The 21,254-nt window shown below is 41.5% G+C and carries 19 protein-coding genes; 9 read left to right on the forward strand and 10 right to left on the reverse strand.

Annotation, left to right across the window (positions count from 1 at the left end):
* Nucleotides 1-7: 7 nt before the first annotated feature.
* Entirely contained in the window at nucleotides 8-964 is a 957-nt protein-coding gene (locus J1N51_RS13415; protein WP_208831756.1) for an AAA family ATPase, read from the reverse strand.
* A gap of 314 nt (nucleotides 965-1,278) precedes the next feature.
* On the opposite strand from J1N51_RS13415, the gene fadI reads away from it, so the two are divergent.
* The gene (fadI, locus tag J1N51_RS13420) at nucleotides 1,279-2,589 is read left to right on the forward strand and encodes an acetyl-CoA C-acyltransferase FadI (protein WP_208831757.1); all 1,311 of its coding nucleotides are present in this window, start codon (nucleotides 1,279-1,281) and stop codon (nucleotides 2,587-2,589) included.
* Nucleotides 2,590-2,614: 25 nt separating this feature from the next.
* Nucleotides 2,615-4,792 (forward strand): fatty acid oxidation complex subunit alpha FadJ, encoded by a 2,178-nt coding sequence (fadJ, locus tag J1N51_RS13425; RefSeq protein ID WP_208831758.1) that lies wholly within the window; start codon nucleotides 2,615-2,617, stop codon nucleotides 4,790-4,792.
* A 96-nt stretch (nucleotides 4,793-4,888) separates the two neighbouring features.
* On the opposite strand, the gene J1N51_RS13430 is transcribed toward fadJ, so the two are convergent.
* The 5 genes from J1N51_RS13430 to msrA form a co-directional block, all read right to left on the reverse strand.
* Nucleotides 4,889-6,715 carry a choice-of-anchor I family protein gene (locus J1N51_RS13430; protein ID WP_208831759.1) on the reverse strand — a complete coding sequence of 609 codons (1,827 nt, stop codon included), beginning with the start codon at nucleotides 6,713-6,715 and terminating at the stop codon, nucleotides 4,889-4,891.
* Between the two features lie 120 nt (nucleotides 6,716-6,835).
* The gene (locus tag J1N51_RS13435) at nucleotides 6,836-7,303 is read right to left on the reverse strand and encodes a Fur family transcriptional regulator (protein WP_232842816.1); all 468 of its coding nucleotides are present in this window, start codon (nucleotides 7,301-7,303) and stop codon (nucleotides 6,836-6,838) included.
* Nucleotides 7,304-7,386: 83 nt separating this feature from the next.
* Nucleotides 7,387-8,322: a ketopantoate reductase family protein gene (locus tag J1N51_RS13440; protein WP_208831760.1), complete on the reverse strand. Its 936-nt coding sequence runs from the start codon at nucleotides 8,320-8,322 to the stop codon at nucleotides 7,387-7,389.
* Between the two features lie 2 nt (nucleotides 8,323-8,324).
* Nucleotides 8,325-8,669, reverse strand: a complete 345-nt coding sequence (locus tag J1N51_RS13445) for a VanZ family protein (RefSeq protein ID WP_208831761.1) — start codon at nucleotides 8,667-8,669, stop codon at nucleotides 8,325-8,327.
* A 392-nt stretch (nucleotides 8,670-9,061) separates the two neighbouring features.
* Complete coding sequence (msrA, locus tag J1N51_RS13450; protein WP_208831762.1) at nucleotides 9,062-9,598, reverse strand: peptide-methionine (S)-S-oxide reductase MsrA; 537 nt, start codon at nucleotides 9,596-9,598, stop codon at nucleotides 9,062-9,064.
* Nucleotides 9,599-9,740: 142 nt separating this feature from the next.
* On the opposite strand from msrA, the gene J1N51_RS13455 reads away from it, so the two are divergent.
* Nucleotides 9,741-10,403, forward strand: coding sequence for a DUF2982 domain-containing protein (locus J1N51_RS13455; RefSeq protein WP_208831763.1), 663 nt, complete (start codon nucleotides 9,741-9,743; stop codon nucleotides 10,401-10,403).
* 83 nt (nucleotides 10,404-10,486) lie between these two features.
* Complete coding sequence (locus tag J1N51_RS13460) at nucleotides 10,487-10,819, forward strand: hypothetical protein (protein ID WP_208833444.1); 333 nt, start codon at nucleotides 10,487-10,489, stop codon at nucleotides 10,817-10,819.
* Nucleotides 10,820-10,864: 45 nt separating this feature from the next.
* On the opposite strand, the gene J1N51_RS13465 is transcribed toward J1N51_RS13460, so the two are convergent.
* Nucleotides 10,865-11,683, reverse strand: coding sequence for a substrate-binding periplasmic protein (locus J1N51_RS13465; protein ID WP_208831764.1), 819 nt, complete (start codon nucleotides 11,681-11,683; stop codon nucleotides 10,865-10,867).
* 97 nt (nucleotides 11,684-11,780) lie between these two features.
* Between J1N51_RS13465 and J1N51_RS13470 the strand changes: the two genes are divergently transcribed.
* The gene (locus tag J1N51_RS13470; RefSeq protein WP_208831765.1) at nucleotides 11,781-12,353 is read left to right on the forward strand and encodes a hypothetical protein; all 573 of its coding nucleotides are present in this window, start codon (nucleotides 11,781-11,783) and stop codon (nucleotides 12,351-12,353) included.
* 74 nt (nucleotides 12,354-12,427) lie between these two features.
* Nucleotides 12,428-12,631: a hypothetical protein gene (locus J1N51_RS13475; RefSeq protein WP_208831766.1), complete on the forward strand. Its 204-nt coding sequence runs from the start codon at nucleotides 12,428-12,430 to the stop codon at nucleotides 12,629-12,631.
* Nucleotides 12,632-12,705: 74 nt separating this feature from the next.
* On the opposite strand, the gene J1N51_RS13480 is transcribed toward J1N51_RS13475, so the two are convergent.
* Complete coding sequence (locus J1N51_RS13480) at nucleotides 12,706-14,973, reverse strand: bifunctional diguanylate cyclase/phosphodiesterase (RefSeq protein ID WP_208831767.1); 2,268 nt, start codon at nucleotides 14,971-14,973, stop codon at nucleotides 12,706-12,708.
* 136 nt (nucleotides 14,974-15,109) lie between these two features.
* Nucleotides 15,110-17,806 (reverse strand): insulinase family protein, encoded by a 2,697-nt coding sequence (locus J1N51_RS13485; protein ID WP_208831768.1) that lies wholly within the window; start codon nucleotides 17,804-17,806, stop codon nucleotides 15,110-15,112.
* A gap of 201 nt (nucleotides 17,807-18,007) precedes the next feature.
* On the opposite strand from J1N51_RS13485, the gene sixA reads away from it, so the two are divergent.
* Nucleotides 18,008-18,487, forward strand: a complete 480-nt coding sequence (sixA, locus tag J1N51_RS13490) for a phosphohistidine phosphatase SixA (protein ID WP_208831769.1) — start codon at nucleotides 18,008-18,010, stop codon at nucleotides 18,485-18,487.
* Between the two features lie 2 nt (nucleotides 18,488-18,489).
* On the opposite strand, the gene smrB is transcribed toward sixA, so the two are convergent.
* Nucleotides 18,490-19,122 carry an endonuclease SmrB gene (gene smrB, locus J1N51_RS13495; RefSeq protein WP_232842817.1) on the reverse strand — a complete coding sequence of 211 codons (633 nt, stop codon included), beginning with the start codon at nucleotides 19,120-19,122 and terminating at the stop codon, nucleotides 18,490-18,492.
* Between the two features lie 83 nt (nucleotides 19,123-19,205).
* Between smrB and prmB the strand changes: the two genes are divergently transcribed.
* Nucleotides 19,206-20,150, forward strand: a complete 945-nt coding sequence (gene prmB, locus J1N51_RS13500) for a 50S ribosomal protein L3 N(5)-glutamine methyltransferase (protein ID WP_208831770.1) — start codon at nucleotides 19,206-19,208, stop codon at nucleotides 20,148-20,150.
* Between the two features lie 9 nt (nucleotides 20,151-20,159).
* A complete protein-coding gene (aroC, locus tag J1N51_RS13505; RefSeq protein ID WP_208831771.1) occupies nucleotides 20,160-21,254 on the forward strand; it encodes a chorismate synthase in 1,095 nt (364 codons plus the stop codon).

A 21,254-nucleotide genomic window follows, 5' to 3' on the forward strand; every position in this document is an offset into this window, starting at 1 on the left:
ACCTTGTTTAAGGTACTGCTACGGATTGCAAAATCTTCTGAAGAACTTGGTCGGCATTGATTCCAGCAGCTTCGGCCTCGTAGCTCAACAAGATACGATGGCGCAAACAATCAAAAAACACCGACTGAATGTCATCTGGTGTCACAAAGTCACGACCGTCCAACCAAGCCGTGGCTCTGGCACATTTGTCCAGCGCAATAGTGGCACGAGGTGAAGCGCCAAAGGCTACCCAACGCGCTAATTCTGGGTCTAGTTTTTCAGGTGAACGAGTTGCAATAATTAAATCAACTAAGTATTGCTCAAGTTCTGGGGCCAAATGAATGGTCAAAATCTCTCGACGCGCGTCAAACAGCTCTTGTTGGGTAAGAGGCTCTGGCTTAGTGACTTCGTTTGCTAACGCTTCTCCTCGAGTTAGTCTGAGTATTTCAATTTCGGTATCTGCACCTGGATAATCTATGTTTAGGTGCATTAAAAAGCGGTCGAGTTGCGCTTCAGGAAGCGGGTATGTGCCTTCTTGCTCCAATGGGTTCTGAGTTGCCATAACCAAGAACAAGTCCGGTAATGGGTAAGTTGTCTTGCCCACAGTTACTTGGCGCTCAGCCATTGCTTCTAATAACGCGGATTGCACTTTGGCTGGGGCTCGGTTTATTTCATCGGCAAGTACAAGGTTGTGAAATAATGGACCTGCCTCAAATACAAACTCACCTGTTTCAGGGCGATAGATGTCAGTCCCCGTTAAGTCAGCTGGTAACAAGTCTGGCGTAAATTGAACACGATGAAAGTTACCTTCTAACCCTTTTGCCACGGCATTGATTGCTCGCGTTTTTGCAAGTCCAGGTGGGCCCTCTACTAAAAGGTGACCGTCAGCGAGTAAGGCAACTAAAATGGCCTTAGTAAAATCTGGCTGTCCAATAACTTGTGAATCTAAATAGTCTTTCAGTTGGTTAAATTGCGCTACTGACATCTGCTTTTAAGTCCTTCTGTACGAATAAATACAGCGGTTTATTTATTATAAAATATTGATTTTTTAGCCGCTTGCGACAACGCTTTATAATTAATGTGTCATTGATGTGATTACCAAGCGACAATTAAAGTCGGGTATACGACAGCATTAACGATATAAGGTTCCACAAATAAAAAACAAGTGATTGGTTTTTAAACGATGATTATGTGCACAAATTGGATAAAAATGCGCATTCTTTTTGACATTGGTTTATATCTCGATAGAATCTGTTGTCATCAATAGAGGTCAGACCAGATTCAATAATAGGAAAAATCATGACTGCAAACAAATTATTAACCAGAAACGGTGACCGCATCGCGGTGGTTTCAGGTCTACGTACGCCATTTGCTAAACAAGCAACAGCTTATCACGGCGTTCCTGCTTTAGACTTAGGTAAAATGGTTGTTGGTGAAATGCTACAACGCGCTGAGTTAGATCCAAAAGAAATTCAGCAAGTTGTTTACGGCCAAGTGGTTCAGATGCCAGAAGCGCCAAACATCGCTCGTGAAATCGTATTAGGCACTGGCATGGACGTACGTACAGACGCATATTCTGTATCTCGTGCTTGTGCAACAAGTTTCCAGTCTACCGCAAATATCGTTGAGTCTATGATGGCAGGCCATATTGACGTAGGTATCGCAGGTGGTGCTGACTCTTCATCTGTATTACCTATTGGTGTTACTAAGAAGCTTGCACGTGCTTTAGTTGATTTAAACAAAGCTCGTACATTCGGCCAGCGTTGGAACATCCTTAAAAAGCTTCGCATCGCTGACTTAGCTCCTCAACCGCCAGCAGTTGCAGAATATTCTACAGGCCTAAGCATGGGCCAAACGGCAGAGCAAATGGCTAAGACACACAACATTAGCCGTGAAGACCAGGACGCTATGGCTCACCGCTCTCATACGCTAGCGACCAAAGCGTGGGAAGCTGGTTTGATGAAAGACGAAGTAATGACCGCTCACCCAGAACCGTTTAAAGAGTTTATCGAAATGGATAACACTATCCGTACAAACTCTACAGCAGACGGTTATGCAAAGTTACGTCCAGTATTTGATCGTAAACACGGTTCTGTGACGGCAGCCAACTCTACTGCACTAACTGATGGTGCCTCAGCGGTTCTTCTTATGACAGAGAGCAAGGCAAAGGCACTTGGTTACGAACCTCTAGGTTACATCCGTAGTTTTGGTTTCTCAGCGATTGATGTTTGGGAAGACATGCTAATGGGTCCATCTTACTCTACGCCAATCGCGCTTGAGCGTGCTGGCATGAACCTAGCTGACTTAGACCTAATAGAAATGCACGAAGCATTCGCCGCTCAAGCATTAGCCAACATGAAGATGTTCGAAAGCAAGAAATTTGCTGAAGAAAAGTTAGGTCGCAGCCATGCAATTGGTGAAATCGACATGAGCAAATTCAACGTAAATGGTGGTTCACTTGCGTATGGTCACCCATTTGCAGCAACGGGTACTCGTTTGATCACTCAAACTATCAATGAATTACGTCGTCGCGGCGGTGGTGTTGGCCTAACTACAGCATGTGCTGCTGGTGGTTTAGGTGCAGCAATGATTGTTGAAGTAGACGGTTAATCGCGATTTAACAAGGATTTATATCATGACAACAGAAACAAAACAGTCAGCATTTACGTTAACGACGCCTGAGCACGGTGTTGGTATTATCACGATTGACGTTCCAAACGAATCAATGAACGTTTTAAAAGCCGAATTTGGTGACCAAATTAATGCGGTTTTTGAAGAAGTAGAAAAAAACACACACGTTCACGGTTTGGTCATCACATCAGGTAAGGACAACTCGTTTGTTGCTGGCGCTGATGTATCAATGCTTGATGCATGTCAGTCGGAAGAAGAAGTTCGAACGATTGCGCAAATGGGTCAACAGTTATTTGATAAAATCGAAAACATGAAAATGCCAGTGGTTGCGGCAATTCACGGTCCTGCTTTAGGCGGTGGTCTTGAATTAGCAATGGCTTGTCATGCACGAGTTGTATCAGACGATAACAAAACTGTATTGGGCTTGCCTGAAGTTCAGTTAGGTTTATTACCAGGATCTGGTGGTACGCAGCGTTTACCAAAGCTAGTTGGTCTTCAAAAGTCATTAGACATGATGCTAACAGGTAAGCAGTTACGTGCTAAACAAGCGGTAAAAGCTGGTTTAGCGGACGAAATGGTACCGCGTTCTATCTTGTTAGAAACGGCCATCGAAATGGTAGAAACTCTGAAGAAGAAAGGCAAAGTATCTAAGCCTAAGAAAAAATCAGCGATGGACAAGTTCTTAGAAGATACGTCAGTTGGTCGTAATATCGTATTTGATCAGGCGACCAAAAAAGTATTAAGCCAAACTAAAGGTAACTATCCTGCGCCACTTCGCATTATCGAGTGTATCAAGACTGGTGTGACTAAAGGCTACCAAAAAGGTTTAGACATTGAGTCAAAGCGTTTTTCTGAGTTGTGCATGACACCTGAGTCAAAAGCACTTCGCGGTTTGTTCTTTGCTACAACCGAAATGAAAAAAGAAAACGGCGTTGAGGGTGTTGAGCCTCGCAAAGTTAAAAAAGCAGGTGTTCTTGGCGGCGGCTTAATGGGTGGCGGTATTTCTTTTGTTACCGTAACTAAAGCTGGCGTGCCTGTACGTATCAAAGATATCGCACAAGAAGGTATCCGCAACGCGTTTAAATACAGCTATGATATTTTAAACAAAAAAGTAAAACGTCGCTTTATGCGTAAGTCAGAAATGCAAAAGCAGATGGCTATGTTAACAGCTGGTACTGACTTTGTTGGCTTCAAAGATGCCGACATTATCGTTGAAGCGGTATTTGAAGATCTAGGCCTTAAACAGCGTATGGTCGCAGATATCGAAGCGAACTGTAACGAAAATACAATTTTTGCATCTAATACGTCTTCGTTGCCAATCCGTAAAATTGCTGAAAAAGCAGCACGTCCTGAAAACGTAATCGGCCTTCACTACTTTTCACCAGTGGACAAAATGCCATTAGTAGAAGTAATCGCAACGGAAAAAACGTCTGACGAGACTATTTCAACTACGGTTGAGTTTGCTCGTCGTCAAGGCAAAACACCAATCGTTGTAAAAGACGAAGCGGGCTTCTTTGTAAACCGTATCTTAGGTTTGTACATGAACGAAGCGGCAAACGTTGTAATGGAAGGTGAGCCAGTTGAGAATATCGACAAGGCATTAGTTAAGTTTGGTTTCCCTGTAGGTCCTATGACGTTACTTGACGAAGTAGGTATCGATGTAGGCTCTAAGGTAGCGGGCATTCTATACGATGCATTTGGTGAGCGCTTTGCGCTACCTGCAGCGATGGATAAACTGACTAAAGACGAGCGTAAGGGTAAGAAAAACGAAAAAGGCTTCTACGTATACGGTAAAGCAGCTCAACCAACACTTGCTGATAAGTTAACCTTTAAGAAAAAAGGCAAACAAGTCGATGAGTCGGTATACCGCGTGTTAGGTGTTACACCTAAGAGCAAGTTTAGCCAAGAGCAAATTGCCGAACGTTGTGTGATTCAATTACTTAACGAAGCGGCACGCTGTCTTGACGATGGTATTGTTCGTAACCCACGTGACGGTGACATCGGTATGATCTTTGGTACGGGTTATCCTCCGTTCCAAGGTGGTCCATTCCGTTACATGGACAGCATGGGTATTGATACCCTTGTTGCTAAGCTAGAAAGCTATCAAGCGACATACGGTGACCGTTTTGCTCCATGTGACCTGTTGGTTAACATGGCGAAAGAAGGCAAGACGTTTTACTAAGCAAGACGTTTAACTAAAAACGTAAAGCAATAAAAAAGACCCCGCTTGGAAAATCCAGCGGGGTCTTTTGTTTTGCGATATTACAATTGCTCGGACTTACTTAGGCATCACTTCCCATACAGTCACTGAACCAGAAATCTCATTACCAATTAGAAGTAATGGAGTTTCGGTTGGGCTCATGGCTGCAGGAATAAACTGCATACCTTCTGGCGCTAAATCTCCTGTTATTTCCGCATCTTCAACCGTGCCTCGATTATAAAAATAATCAACGAACTCAGCTTGATAAGGGTTGGTGATATCGTAAATCATCACACCACCCATTCTTTCTAATCCTACGAACGCATAAGTACGACCGTCTATTTCACCAAGAGCAAGTGCTTCTGGTTCAGGGCCTTTTGCGTCTGAGCGAGTATCACCGACATTTTCATCTTCGTCATTGTTGAATGCTGCTCCATGTACAGAAGCAGTAATGCGCTCTATTTGATCACCTGAGTCAAACACCAACTCACCATTTTGATCCCAAATAGAAAATGAACGCGCACCGTAGGTATATAGCTTACTGTAAGTTCCCGAACCATCTGTTGAGTTGTCACTAGCTCCTAAAAAGGTCGTGACTTTTAAACGACCAATGTCGTTATCATCATTATTGAGATAGTCGAAGTTTGCGCCTAGGGTTAAATCTTCCGTGCGAATTTCATCGATAAACGCTAAACAGCCGTCGTCTTCGTCGTAATCTAGTCCGCCGGCTGCGGTACATTCGGCCTCACTGTTTGCATCGAAAAAGTATTCTCGACCATCACCTTCGTTTGCAGAGACAATAAAGTTTGCCTGATTCCAAGTGTAAGTCGCAATGGTATCTGGTTGATACATGCCATATAGGCCAGGGTAACTCTGTAAGTTTAGACCGCCGTCTTTATCAGACGCATCTAGTTTGAGCTGGCCCCAGTCTTTAAACCCAAGGCCTTTGACGGCTTTTAACGTATTAGTCGTTAGGTCTATTATCGCCAATGCATTGTTTTCTTGTATCGATACATAGGCGGTCTTACTGTCTTTTGAAATAGTGACATACTCAGGTTCTAAGTCTTTAGCAACTGTCCCTGTATACAAGTTACCATTAATAGTTCTACCATTTGGGTTGGCAAATACGACACCATCATTTTGTAATTCTGCCTGTTGGGTATTTAAGCTGGTAAAAGTAATATTGACACTTGTGTCGGCTGGTACACCTGACTCGATATTGATGATAGAAATTGAACCTTCTGGATCAATCGAATAGTCACCGCTCGGCTCGCCTTCATTAGCAACAACAAGTTTATTGCCGTCAGGTGAAAACGCCAGGCTGTCCGGCAAAAAGCCCACAGTGACGTTTTTGAGCCATACAGGGCTGGCTCCTGCAATGTCATAAAACGCTACCATACCTACCTCTCCGGTTGTTCCAGAATCTACGGCCACAGCTAACAGTTCATTATTGTTATCGATAGCAATGCTGTTGGCATCACCGGAGAGGTTGGCTCCAGTGACTTGGTTGAGCTCAATGGTAATAGCTGATGATAAGTTGGTGTTATTGATAATTCCCTCTGAATCAGCACTCAAAGCGGTAGGGTCCATATCGTTAATATCAATGACTTCAACTGTTGCAGGAGACATAGAACTATTGATGGCATAAACCCAACCTTTTGAGTACTGGTATGCGACGATTTCAGCCGCGCCCTCTGGGTCTTGCGCGTTGAGTACTGCTCTGCCTATGAGTTTGGTGTTAAACGCTATTGGTGCGTTTTTACCATTTGTACCATCCAAGCCATTTGTGCCATCAGTACCGGATGCGCCTTGCGGGCCTTGAGCACCATCATCACCATCTAGTTCGCAACCAGTGAGTGTAGTTATGATAAGAGAAGAAAGTAGGGCGAGTTTAAAGTTGTTCATTGCATATCCTTAATGTGAGTAATTAAGAAATACGCTAATTGAAATATTTGAAGGATTTATGATGGTTAAGTTTCAAATTTATGAAGTGTTAACCATCGATTGTTACATGTGTGTGAACGCTTACTGACAGTTGGCACAAATACCTTTTAGTTCGAGTTGCTGCGTGGTTAATTTGAAGCCTGTTTTTTCTACACTGCCACGTAACTCTTCAATAACGTTATTTTTAACGCCAATTTCGGTTACGGACTGACATTCTTCACAGATCAAAAACTGAGGGATTTCATGATTGTGTGAACAAGATATGTGCGAGCAAGCGATGTACTTATTTGCTGATGTAAGTTTGTGGACTAAAGACAACTCAACAAGGAAGTCCAGTATTCGGTAAACGGACATCGCCGGGATAGGCTGTTTATAAAGCTCTCTATAAACTTCGGCCAGCTCATATGCTGAGACAGCTTCACCAGCTTTGATGATGGCGATTAAAATGTTTTCACGTTTAGGTGTTAGTTTGACACCTTCTTCAACACAGGTTTTTTGTGCGTTTTCAATGATTGTTTGAATATCATCGTCGTGATGCGAATGTCCCACGCTAGCCTCTAAATGTTAAATGTGCTTTCACTGCAGTTTATTAAATGCATTGTTGAATGTAAACGAATCTACTTTTATTTAAATCAACTTAAGCTAGATTCTAAGTCTTTGACTTGCTGCCATAGCTGACTGTTTATTGGTGCTTTTACATTGTTTGCTTTTGCTTCTTGGACAATAAAGCCATTGATGAAGTCTACTTCGGTGGCTCGTTTGTTTTTTATATCTTGGCGCATCGAAGAGCTATTGTCTTTTGTTCTGTTGGCGACACTTTCAACGAGTTCTAGTAGAGGCTGCAACTCTAAAGTTACACCACTATGTTTAGCGACTAAAATCAGTTCATTGAGCACGGCAACCTTAATTTTATCAAACCTTTGGTGGTTTATTTCTCCATTTTTGATGTCGTGGAGCACTGTCAGTGGATTTATTACTGCATTGACTGCGAGTTTGGTCCATAGTATTTCAGTTAAACTGTCAGACTCTTTAGCGTTTGGAAATAGATTAGCCATGTGTTGCTGGTTAAGTGGCTGAACGCTTACGCCTTTTTGTACCAGACTCCAAATTGATTCTCCTATACCTGTTTCAATCACTTGGTTTCCTTGTTTTAGTGCACCAAAACTAGTTGTGCAAAAATACAGTGATTGGGTGGGTAGCATAATCGATTTAGCTTCTTCGATAGTCCCTAAGCCATTGTGAGATAGGATGATATGGCAATGATCTGTTAAAAACGGCTGAACTTGATTTAGCGCTTGTATGACGTGAGCCGCTTTTACCGTTATGATCAATATTTCAATCTTTTCTTTAACCGGGAGGAGTTGGGGCGTAGGTAACTCATAGTGAGTTGTTTCATTTAATTGTGATTCGGTTATTTCGGGAAGTAATTCAACACAAGTTCCAATATTACGCGGCCGAGTTGTAATATATGCAACGTCTACTCCTTTAGTAACGCAATATGCTCCAAATAGGCTACCAATCGCACCTTGACCGCATATCCATACTTTGTGCTTTAGGGCAACACTCATGTCTATTGCTCAACTTGTTTTCGGTTGAGAACATAAAGTACATATAAAGCGGCTATTGCACCCAATATATCGGCGACCCAATCTCCAAAAGACGCTTGTCGTCCCGCAAAAGCTCCTTGAATAATTTCTACTGCTGCACCATAAATTACAGCTAGGGCTAAACCTATTTTCCAGTTTAGACCAAAACCTTTTTGAAAAAGTAGGGTCAAAACAGCGAACACGCCAAAGTGCATTACTTTGTCAAAGTGTGAAAATAGAACAGGCCCTTGTTCCACTTCAGAAAAAAAGCCAAAACAGGAGATTATAAAGGCCAGCCAAAAAATCATTCGATACTGAAATAGAGTCATGTTTTAAATTTTATAGTACTTAGACATGTCAAAAGTATACCAAAGCAAATGCTGAGAGTATTTACTAGATTTAAATTTTATTCTGACCATGGGTCACTTTTGTAAATAATTGAAATTAAATGTTTTTGGTATGGGTTTTATAGCTTTTTATTATTGGCTTGTAAGAATTTGTACGACTAACAAGTTATGGTGCTTTTTTCGTCAAAAAAGTTAATAAAATACAAAGAGTAAATTAATAGAAATTTGAAAGGATTTTTGCCAAGTTGATTTGTAGTATTCGCCACTGGAGCCTAGCTCCCGGAGGGCATATCTCCCATTGACGTGGCTACTTCCAGCGTCAATTATGCCCTCCAACTTTTCATTAAATTTTTCCTTCAAATAAACTACAAACGTTACTTTAATTTGTCACTAAATTTAAGTTTGAATGCCTTAAGCTTTGGACCAATTAGTAAAGCACAATAGGGTTGGTCTGGGTTTGCCTCAGCGTAACCTTGATGGTAGTCCTCTGCTTGATAAAACTCCGAATAAGCTTGGAGCTCCGTTACTATTGGTTCTGGCCAAACATGAGCTGAGTTAAGACGCTGAATTACCGAAATAGCTGTGTTTTTTTGTTCATTGTCGTGATAAAGAATGATGGAGCGATACTGGGTACCAACATCATTTCCTTGACGATTAAGTGTTGTAGGGTCATGAAGCTGGAAAAACATTTCCAGTAGAGATTCATAAGACAATACTTCGGCATCAAAATGTACCTGAACTACTTCAGCGTGACCTGTCATACCGGTGATGACTTGTTGGTAGGTTGGATTCGGCCGTCTTCCTCCCGCAAAGCCAGATACCGCTTTGTGTACGCCCTGTATTTTGTTTAGTGCAGCTTCGATACACCAAAAACAGCCACCACCAAATGTTGCTACTTGATCCATTGACATATAATTTAGGTAAACCTCAGTTAGGAGTAAAAATGTTTAACACCGATTGTGCCTATTGTAAACGAATACGAGCCGCATTGGCTTGGGCGATCATTTGCCTAGCGGTTTATTTTATTTTTGAACCATTTTAACGTTTGGATACATGCAAAGATTTAGTTCTAACAAACAGGTCAATGCTAAAGTTGTAGCACAGTTTGCTGCAGCTCTTGGTGCGTTGGGCTTGTTTGTTTCATTAAGCTCTATCCCTGGTCAGAGTTTGATAGCCACAGTGTCATTCGTAGCAGCAATCGCATTAGTGCTGTTTGCGCTTGCCTTGAATTCGGAGCCCGCTGATGTTTTGGTCATGGCTGAACAAAAGATTACTTTTTACCACAAACGCGGCTCCGTTTCGTTTGACATAGACAATATTCAACGATGTGATTTGGTAACCATTAATCAAATGTCAGGTAGGCAGAGCACTGGCTACATTGGGTTTCGATTAAAGAGCCCTGTAGACCTAATTCAAACTATTCCACTTAGGTTGGCGAGCCGTTTGTTAATCGAACAAAAAGATCTACAACTAGTAGCTGGCAAAGAACAGTGCGCTTCTGGGGCGTGTAACTTGGACGGTATAATTGATAAACTAGAGTGGAAAAGTCCGACAGGCGAAATCTTTAATGGGGTGGTAGGTATGTATGCAAATCGTACGGAAGTACTACGGGACGCCCTAGGCTACGACTTTTATATATCTAATCAGTCTTTTGATGATAAGCCTGAGATAGTTATCCATTCAATTAAAAAATTTCTTACAAAAAACAGAGTCTAATCACTCGAAATTCTTGATCAATAACTTTCAAAGAGCTAGTCTTCGGGTAGAAGTATTTAAACAAATAATATTAGTAGAACGTAATTATGACTGATGCAGCATATATTCGAAGTGGTAGAAACACCATAATTCACAAAGTTAGAAAACTTGACCTTTTGTTGGTAAATGACTTGGAAAATCCTGTCGTGAAAGTGACTCAAAATGGTTTGATTGAACACGATGGTCCAGTTCCTAGAAATAGAAGAGAAGCAAAAGACTCATACTGCGAAGTCGTTAACATTTCTAGCCCAGACGTATTTGGTGAGCCGAAGACACTACTATTTGTTCAATGCCTGAATGGTAAAGAGTATAAAGTGGACTACAGCAAAGTTGGCACTCCACTGTTTATTCGAGTTCACCAACAGAGCTACATTTAAAAGAATAAAGGTATAAAAAAAGCCGCTAAGCGGCTTTTTTTATACCTACTGATTTTTAATATTGTACTTTGCTTTAAGCTTTTTAAACTCTTCGGTACCTTTAAAATCATCTAACGCACTATTAAAAATTGGTACTAGAGAAGGATCTTTAAAAGCCGCACTGTAATTATTTGGTGGAAAGAGTGGAGCAAAGTTAAAGTCTTCGCTGGTAATTTCTGCTTGTTCATCGCTAGGTTTGGGCTTTACTAACTCTAGAACGTGCAAAAAGATGTTTTCTTCCATTACAGCAACGTCGATACGCCCCTCAAGCAAGAGCCTAACTTGTTGCAGTTGATTAGGTACTTCAAAATAGTTTTTGTTATAGCGAACAGCACTGGCGAATTCAGAGCCTAGGTATTTGGTCGCGCCTTGAAAAGCAACAACTCTTAAATTACGCAGGTCAGCAAACTTGGTCACACTGACTTTAGTGTCACTTTTATATACAGCTCTGTTTTGATAAGTGATATAAGGATTGGTTCGAATCGTTGAATTTGGCACTATATTATTATTAATGGTGAGCAGCATAGCGCCCATTCCTTGGTCTAACATTCTTAGTGTTCGTCCAAGGGGCACGTACATAAACTTTGGTTGATACTCCATCGTTTTGAGAATGGCAGTAACAAGTTCTATTTCGTAACCCTTATCGCCTCGTTCGATAACAAAAGGGGGGCGACTTAGCCCAACTACAACGTCAATAGGTGTAAGTTGGGTAGGTTGATCGATAAAGATACTGTTGGAATTTGCATGCACTGCGGGTGTCATTGTCGAAAAAGTGCAGACAATTATGCTAAAAATTACTAAGCGACGAATAAAAATCAATGACATAACCGAACTTCTGTGGATACTTTTGGTACATACCAGTATTAATAATGTCCCATGTATTCGATCTCAGCAAGTTAAAACAATAAAAAAAGGAAAGGAAATGAGTAAGAAATTGTTAGCAAATGTGTTTTTATTATCCACATTGTTGGGTTCTGTTTGTGATGTAACAGCCGATTCTAAAACTGAAATTGTCAGAAAAAACACCGCGGCATTTGCACCACAATTACAAAAGTTTGACTCTTATTTAGGTGGTTGGACAGCAACATTTCCAGCGCAGCCGGGTCAACCACCAGTAATCGATGTTACGCTTTTTGAAAAAGTATTGAATGGAAAGGCGTTAAAAACCACTCACTCGATAAATGAAGGCGTGTATGGCGGTGAATCTTATATTTTTTGGAATAACAAAACGAACCGACTAGAGTTTCATTACTTTACTACGGCAGACTTTTTTACTACTGGTTGGTTAGAGTTTGTTTCAGATAATGAATTTGTTGCTTACGAAGATGTAACAGGAGAGGGGGTTGTTAGCCAAGGTATTACGAAGGTCAAAAGTAGTTCTAAGTTGCTTGGCGATAAAATGGAAGTTTCTACCTCCTATCTTAAAAATGGCGAGTGGACAAAACCAGAAACTAGGACCTATCAAAGAACAACGCGTGATGTAATTTTCAACTAAGTTTGGTTGTTTATTGTTCAATCTTGTGTATAATTCGCGGCCGCTTTATTCGAGAACTGTAGTAGGAAGTAGACGTGGCCGTATTTTTTGTAGTTTGTCTGTTTGTTGTTTTTGCATGTTTGATTATGGTTGATGCAATGAAACATGGTGCTGGTAAAAAGCGCTGGTTTTTTACTGGTTTAGTCATTGGACCATTTGCCTGGCCTCTACTTAACGTAAAAAAACAAATGTCACTGCGCAAGCAGGTTGGTAATCAAGTAGCCTATTTACGAGCCTAGGCATAAGGCCAAAGCGTTAGAGGCGAAGTTTTAAGTCTTAGCCTCTTATGCAAATTTAAAGTAAGCCAGCAACGTTATGCTGTTTTTTCTGGTACCAAAGCCGGAGGAACGATATCAAAATTGATCTCTGCTCTTGCAAAGCGGGCAAATTCTTCGGCAGAAAGCGGCTTACTATATAAATAGCCCTGCAATACATCACAGTTTTTATCCGCCATAAAACGTTGTTGCTCAACAGTTTCAACCCCTTCGGCGACGGTTGAAAGTCCCAAGTTACGAGCAATTGTAATGATTGTATCTATCATCGCCTTACCTATGTCACTCTTAGAGTCGTCAACAAAGGCTTTGTCAATTTTAAGTGTGTTAAGCGGGAATTTTCGCAAGTAAGATAAGCTAGAGTAGCCTGTCCCGAAGTCATCCATTGCCAAATGGATGCCTCTATCGCGAAGTTGATACATCGTATTGATAGCGCCCTGTGGGCTATCCATAACAGTACCTTCGGTAATCTCTAATTCAAGGTTGGCTGGTGATAAGCCTGTTTCTTCTAATACTTCATCAATGCGCTGCAATAGATTTGGTAAATTAAATTGACGAGCTGATAAGTTTACTGCAACACGGCCGTCAATTAGACCTTGGTCAACCCAACGCTTCATATCGACACAGGCTTTTTTGAGTACAAGGTCACCAATTTCGACAATTTGGCCGGTCTCTTCTGCAATTGGAATAAATGTACCTGGACTAACAACCCCTTTTTGTGGGGTAACAAAACGAACCAAGGCTTCCATTCCCACTAGCTTACCTGTCTCAAAACTCATTTTGGGTTGGTAATAAACTTGGAAGTAATCTTCCTTCAAGCCCAATCTGATCAGGTTTTCAACTTGCAAACGTTTAACCGCTTGTTTGTTCATGTCATCACTGAAAAACAGGTAGCGGTTACCAGCTTCTTTGGCGTGGTACATCGCTGTGTCAGCGTTTCGGAGTAAGGTTTCTGGTTGTTTACCATCATCAGGATAAAGCACGATACCAATACTACCAGCGACGACGAGTTCATGTTTTTGCACAGTAAATGGTTTAGACAAATGCGCCAGTATTTCTTTAGCAGCGGAAGTCACCTTTTGAATGTCATTAGTCTTTTCCATGACAAAGGCAAACTCATCACCACCCAAACGGTACAATGTATGGAAGTTATGAGTCATTACTCGAATACGCTTGGCAATCTCAACTAATAGTGAGTCACCTAGTTGATGGCCCAATGAGTCGTTGATCTTTTTAAAGTTATCCAAGTCAAATACCAGAACTGCGGTAGGTCTTCGTTTATCTACACAATCTTGGAGTTTTTCAAAAAATACGTTGCGGTTTGGTAAGCCAGTTAGAGCGTCTGTACTCGCCATTTTTTTAAGTTTAGCTTCGGCAGTCTTGCGACGAGTGGTATCAGAAACAATTGCCACATAGTTACTTATATTGCCAGCTTCGTCTTTAATGCAGTTGGCGGTAACGTAAGCTAAAAACATTTCTCCGGCTTTATGCTGACCTGTTATGTCGCCACGCCAAATACCTGTGGTATCAACTTGGTGTTTTATTTCATTAAGTAAAGCAGGACTGATACTGGTAAAGCGAATCTTGTCACCAATAACGTCTTCTGGCTGATAGCCAGTAATTTTACTATAGCCTGGATTTACGTGAATGATGTTGAGATCAGGGTTGAGGATAATTACACCCTCAGAAAGGTTATCTATGCTCTTGGCAAATACTTCTAATTCAGATTCAGCTTGTTTGAGCTGCTGAATATCTTTAAAAATGCCTGTCATGCGCAGAGGCTTGCCATTATCTGCTCGGGTAACGATTCGACCTTTGTCTAAAATCCAGCGCCATTCTGTTTGATATTTAATGCGGTAGACACACTCGAAAGCGTCAGTTTCACCTTTTAAATGGCTACTCAGATTAAGTCGGACTCGATTGACATCGTTGGGGTGAATGTGTGGCTTATTTGGTGGAAATAAATTCGGGTGGACTTTAGATAGGCGATAAGTCCCTTTGCTGTTGGTGCGGAATAGCTGACCGTCATTGATATGCCAGTCCCACATTTCGTCACCGCTTGCCCATAGCGAAAAGTTCAGTCTCTGATCGCTATATCGCATAGCTGATTGGTATCGTTTTAGTCGCGAGTATATAAAGACCGAAAGTGCAACAAAGACAATAACACCAAGAATAAGAAAGCCAATCAACCAGTGGGACTGACTAATACTTGATGTATTTTCTAAAACAGGGCTGTTTGACGCATAACTTACGGGTGCGATTAAGCTTAGGCACAACGTAGAAATGATTTTATTATTATTTGAGACCACAAAAATCTTAATACTGCGAATTAAATGCCTTCTCAAGATAACGAATAGTCAGGGGTGTGTCAAAAGCTAAAATCGAGTAATAATGAGTTTGCTTGTTTTTTAACAAAAAACGTTGAAAACCCTATTTTTACAGTGGTTACCGACTGTTTACTTCGATACCTTTTTGTAGATTTGGGTTAAAATGTCCAGCAAACCATGAGCTTAGCTCTTCGTGTTTTATTAATTCGAGTTCTTTGACGATTTCTTCTTTTTGATTGAATTTGTAATCTTTATTACCAATAGAGACCCAAAGTTGCTGACAATGTTGCGATAAACTGGTTGCTTGTTCTTTGTATTGATTTATTACTGCCTGTTTGTGCTTTTCGAAATCTTCTTTTGCTAATGACTTGAGTTCATTAACAAATATTTCTAAACAGTGATGTAACTCAGAAATTAACTGATCGCTTGTGTAGTCGTGAGATTGAACATAAACGACTAGCCCAGGAACGTTGCAAATGGGCATATAACCACTACCGACCATGTAACCTAGTTGACGGTCTGTCCGTAAATAATTGAACGAAAAGGGTGCTAAGATTTGGCTGAGCAAAATAAAATATGCTTTTTCTGTGCAGTCCGAGCTGTTTACTTGCCCATTTAAGCCTTGTAGGTAGAGTAGCGCTGCCGAGTCTTGGTGATCAATCTCTTTCGATAATTGGAAAACAACTTGCTCAGGAATGGTTTTTATAGTTCGAGGGACCTCAGAGCAAGGAGTCAATGAGCTTAAAACCTCTTTGAGGGTTTGATTGATCACTTCGGCTTGAGTCGATGTCCAATTACCGTATACCAAAGACTCAACGTATGCCTCGGTTAAGACGTCTTTAATAATCTCGTTAAACTCTGACAAGTTAAGTTTCTCTAACTCATCGGCAAGTTGGCATGCGGTTGCGACGCTATCCATTAAATGAGCATTTAGCAAACTAAATAATTGGCTTATTGGTTTGTTTGATTCAGTATTGCGCCAATGTTTAACGAGTTGTCGCTTCAATTCTTCAAAGCGGCTTCGCATTGGTTTTAGCTTAAACAGATGGCTGGCTAGAGTATAAAGTAACTCTGGCTGGTTATTAGATAAGCCAGATGTATAAAGCGTAATACCACCAGAATGAGCATATAGGTTGTAATTTAAGCCTGCAGTTTCTGCGTGGTAATGTGTTTCGCTGACACTGTCTAGGAATAACTCACAAAAAAGCCTCATAGCAGCTTGACGGCGGTTGTTCATAACCGCTTTGGGTAAGTCAAACCCAACATAGATGTTGCCTTTTGGCACGCGATACTCAATATCTTGTTTAAACCACAATTGCCAGCCACGGGAAGATTCTATGCATTGTGGTGTGATGCTTTTTGATTCTGCAGACTCCACAGTTATGGCGTTTTTTAGATAAGGGTTGGGGGCCGGATAAGCAAATGTACCAGTATTGGGTGTTAGGTTATTTAATTCGGACAATACTGAAGCGTCTATCGGTTGCGCTGAATAAGGGGTGTGATACCAATGTGCTTCTTTATCAGTTTTGGTGTTTTGACTCACCAAAGTAACGCGCATGTTTTGTGCTGTAAAATACGTCATTACCTGATTCCACAAAGCCTCATCAAACCCATCCATGCGGTACTCACCATATAAAACGTCTTCTTGAGGATAATGTTGCATACTCAAAGACAGTGCATTAGCCAACTTACTTGGTTTGGTCGGTTCTTGGAATTCAAAACTAGTTCGAGCCAATCGCTGTTGCTCTGAATATAAATAGTCAGGTGGATACTCTGACTTCATAAATTTGAGGTAACTAAACACTTGCGTAAGGATGAGATCTAATTGTTGCTCGCCAAGCTCTGTTAACTCTAGTGAAATATTAAAGTCCTTAAAGTTTTGACCAGATATGCCATGACCTGCGCCGAGAGAATTTATCAGCCCTTGTTGCTTTAAGTTGTCAGCTAACGAGCCCGTGCCTTCGTGGCCAATTAAATGAGCAATAAAACTGATTATCTTTGAATTGTACAGCTGGTTTACCGACGGCATCGCAAAGGTAATATTTAATTTGTGTAGTTCTTTTACTGGCTTGATACAAATAAACTGAGCTAGATCTTGTTTTCGGTACAAGTCGGTCTTTATGGCTGGTTTATTTTGGAGCGGATTAGTCGACGGTAATAATGAAAAAAGACGTTTTGTCGGTTCATAAAACTCATTCGAATGAGTGACCACACAAACGGTCATGTATTGAGCTTGATAATTGGTTTCCCAGAATACTTTTAACTCATCTTGAACAGGCCTACCTGGTAAATTAGATAAGGTTTGACGGTTACCAACTGAAAACTTATTAAATGGATGCTCGGGATTACAAGTTTCCTTGTGAACTTGTTGGATACGACGGGTGTCATCACGAAGTTTTAATTTGTATTCAGCGTGAATAGCTTCTTGCTCTCTGCTGATTGCAGTCTCAGAAAAGCTTGGATTTATAAACAAGTGAACAAAATAATCCAGCGCTACACCAAACGCATTGTGATTAATGTCAAAGAAAAAATTACTGTGTTCAGTCGCAGTCCAAGCATTGCAGTGACCTCCGTGTTTTGCCACATAGTCATTAATTGCATTAGGCTCAGGAAACTTCTCATTTCCATTAAAGAGCAGGTGCTCGATGAAATGAGCAAATCCCGGCCGGTCTCTAGGATCGTCAAAACTACCAGTATTGACGACCAGCGAACAGGCACTTTTTGAAGCGTCTTCATCAACAACGTAAAGAAGGCGGAGGCCGTTGTCTAAAGTTACGTGTTGGTAGCTATTTTTGTCATTTTGACTAACGTTCATTGAGTACCTTGATTCAAGTAGAGAAAATGTCCTTTGTTCCTGATCCTTAACTATTTATCCTAGCTTGTTTTTATTAAAAATCGAGCATTACTATTCGTTGAACAAAAAAATAGCAACTTTTGGTCATTTAAGAGTACAATTCAGCTCTTGGGTACAAATGTGTTTGTTTTTGGTACACAACAGTTGGTTTGAACATTAATTATGGCAATTTATTTATATATCGTTCGACACGGTGAGGCAGAACCGGTTTTAGCAGATGATGCGTCCCGTGAATTGACCAACCATGGTCGTCACGAAGCGCAAAAAACGGCAATTTGGTTAAAAAAACAAGTCACGGAGTTTGACCTAGTATTGGCAAGTCCATTTGTTAGAGCACAACAAACAAAAGATGAAATTGCCGAGCATATAAACTTCAAAGAGCAACTGGTATCAGAAGCAATTATCCCCTCTGGTGATGCTGCTGCAGTTGCTGATGAAATTCTGGCAAGAATTGACAACTTAGACCAAGTTGATGCGGATATTCTCTGTGTATCCCATATGCCGCTTGTCAGTTATCTCATCGGCGAATTAGCAGGTTACACTCCAATTATGGCGACTGCGGGCGTGGCAAAGATAAAAGTTGATTTAACTAAGTGGCGAGGTCAATTAGAGACATTGATAGCTCCGGAGCAAATGCTTTAACGCTATAAGTCTCGACCTAAAATATGGGTCAGCTCTTCGCCTAAATTGACAATCAGTACAATTGCTCCTTGGCCTCCCCACTCCAATGGAGCTTGGTGAAACGCTAATACATCCGGATGCTGCATGAGATAATGAGGAACTTTTCGCTTCAAAACACCACCACTGACACCGTGTACGACACATGCACACGGTATATGCTGGTCGATACAGTCCTGAATCAAGTCCGCTAAGTCCGTTTGAGCCTGTTGCTTGGTGTATCCATGTAGATCCAATATTAAGTCAGGTGCAATGTCGCCCCGACGAAGTACTTTGGTCAAATAGCTTGGGTATCCCTCACGAACAAAACTTAAAGTCTCATTTTCGTTTATGTAAGGCTCGTATTGGTCAGAAAAATGAAAGCGTTGGGCGGCTCGGGCCGTCTCTTTTTCTTTTACATTAGCAGAATAACGAGTTGGACTGGTTTGAGCTTGAAATTGAGTGGCCTTTTTTTTAGGCTGATGAAAGTGAACTGAGTTCTGGTCTAGTTTCTTTACACCGGCCATTTCTTTTGCAAAATCTACAAAATCGATACTTTCGTTGTTTAGTTCGTCGTTATTTGATTCATTAAATGGATTAAACATCGATTTTTTTGTCATGTTGCTCAGTTCTCAATAGCCGACCCTAGGTGAAATATTGTAAAATATCCGCCTTAATCCGACCACAGTTAATTAGGTTTTATATGTTTGAGCAACCGACCCTCCAAGAGTTAGCCGAAGAGGCAGTCCAAGAACTTTCTACCGCAAACGATGTTTTGCGTTGGGCCGTCAGCCGATTTAATGAATCGGATATTTATTTTGGTCATGGCACCGACAACCCTTGGGATGAGGCATTTGCTTTATTGAGTTGGGGCTTAAACATTGGACCGAGTGTCAATGCAGAGGTTCTTTCATCTAAGCTGACTCGCTCTGAGCGCGCTCGAATAATAAACGCAGTGGTTGCTCGAATTGAAACGAAAAAGCCAGCCGCATATTTAACTAACCTAGCCTATTTTGTTGATTTGCCATTTTATGTCGACGAAAACGTATTAGTACCTCGTTCACCAATAGGTGAATTAATCAAAGAAAGGTTCGCATCTGTTATCGACTTTGAACCTAATCATATTTTAGATTTGTGTACTGGCTCAGGATGTATTGCGGTTGCGTGTGCATACGCCTTTGAAGAGGCCTTAGTCGATGGTGCAGACATTAGTCCAGAGGCACTCGCAATTGCTGATGAAAACATTCAAAGGTTAGGTGTTGAAGACAGAGTAACACCATATTTGTCGGACGTGTTCTCTGGCCTAGGCGACCAAAAATATGATCTTATCGTCTCTAATCCTCCGTATGTCGATGCCGAAGATATTGGCGATATGCCTGAAGAGTTTCACCACGAGCCGGAGATTGGCTTAGGCAGTGGTCCGGATGGCTTAGACATCACTCGCATTATTCTCAAAAAAGCGGCTTCTCACTTAACTGAGCACGGTGTGTTAATTGTTGAAGTCGGCAACTCAATGGTGCACTTAATTGATTTACTTCCTGAGGTTCCATTTAACTGGATTGAGTTTAAAAATGGTGGCTTAGGAGTCTTTTCAATTACCAAAAAGCAGCTGGATGAATACCAGACACTGATTAACGAAACGCTGTAGGGATAAAACATGGCAGGAAACACGTTTGGAGAAGTATTTAAAGTCACGACTTTTGGTGAAAGTCATGGCTTAGCATTAGGGTGTATCGTAGATGGTTGCCCACCGGGACTAGAAATCGATGAGGCCATGATCCAAATCGAACTCGATAAGCGCAAACCTGGAACATCACGATTTACCACACAACGTCGTGAGCCTGACCAAGTAAAGATCTTAAGCGGTGTATTTGAGGGTAAAACAACCGGAACACCGATTGGTTTGTTGATTGAAAACACAGATCAACGCTCAAAAGACTACTCAAATATCAAAGATAAGTTTCGTCCGGGCCATGCGGATTATACCTATTTACATAAATACGGTCACCGCGATTACCGTGGTGGCGGTCGTTCTTCGGCTCGTGAAACTGCTATGCGTGTTGCTGCTGGGGCAATTGCTCAAGCTTGGTTAAAGCAGCAAGGTATTGAAATTGTGGCGTACATGTCACAGCTTGGCCCAATAAAAATCGATACTGTGGACCAAAATGAGATTCGTAATAATGATTTTTTCTGCCCTGATCCAACTACCGTACCTAAATGGGACGAGTACATGCGTGACCTCAAAAAGCAAGGCGACTCAGTAGGTGCAAAAATAACAGTGATTGCCTCAGGCATGCCAGTGGGTTTAGGTGAGCCGGTGTTTGACCGTTTAGATGCTGATGTTGCGAAGGCTTTAATGAGTATCAACGCCGTAAAAGGTGTTGAAATTGGTGATGGCTTTGACGTAGTTGACCAAAAGGGCTCTGAGCACCGCGACGAACTTACCAAAGCTGGATTTGCAGCAAATCACAGTGGCGGGGTACTTGGTGGCATTTCGACGGGGCAAGACTTAGTTGCTTCAATTGCCCTTAAGCCGACTTCGAGTATTAGTGTTCCTGGCAAGACGATTGATGTTAACGGTGAAGAGCAAGATGTGATTACCAAAGGGCGTCATGATCCATGTGTTGGGATCCGTGCGGTACCGATTGCTGAAGCAATGATGGCTTTAACCATTATGGATCACGTGTTGCGTCACCGCGCGCAAAATGCCGACGTAAATGTTTCTACGCCAGTAATCCCTGGATCGATTTAA

Source organism: Psychrosphaera ytuae, from assembly GCF_017638545.1.
GTDB lineage: Bacteria > Pseudomonadota > Gammaproteobacteria > Enterobacterales > Alteromonadaceae > Psychrosphaera > Psychrosphaera ytuae.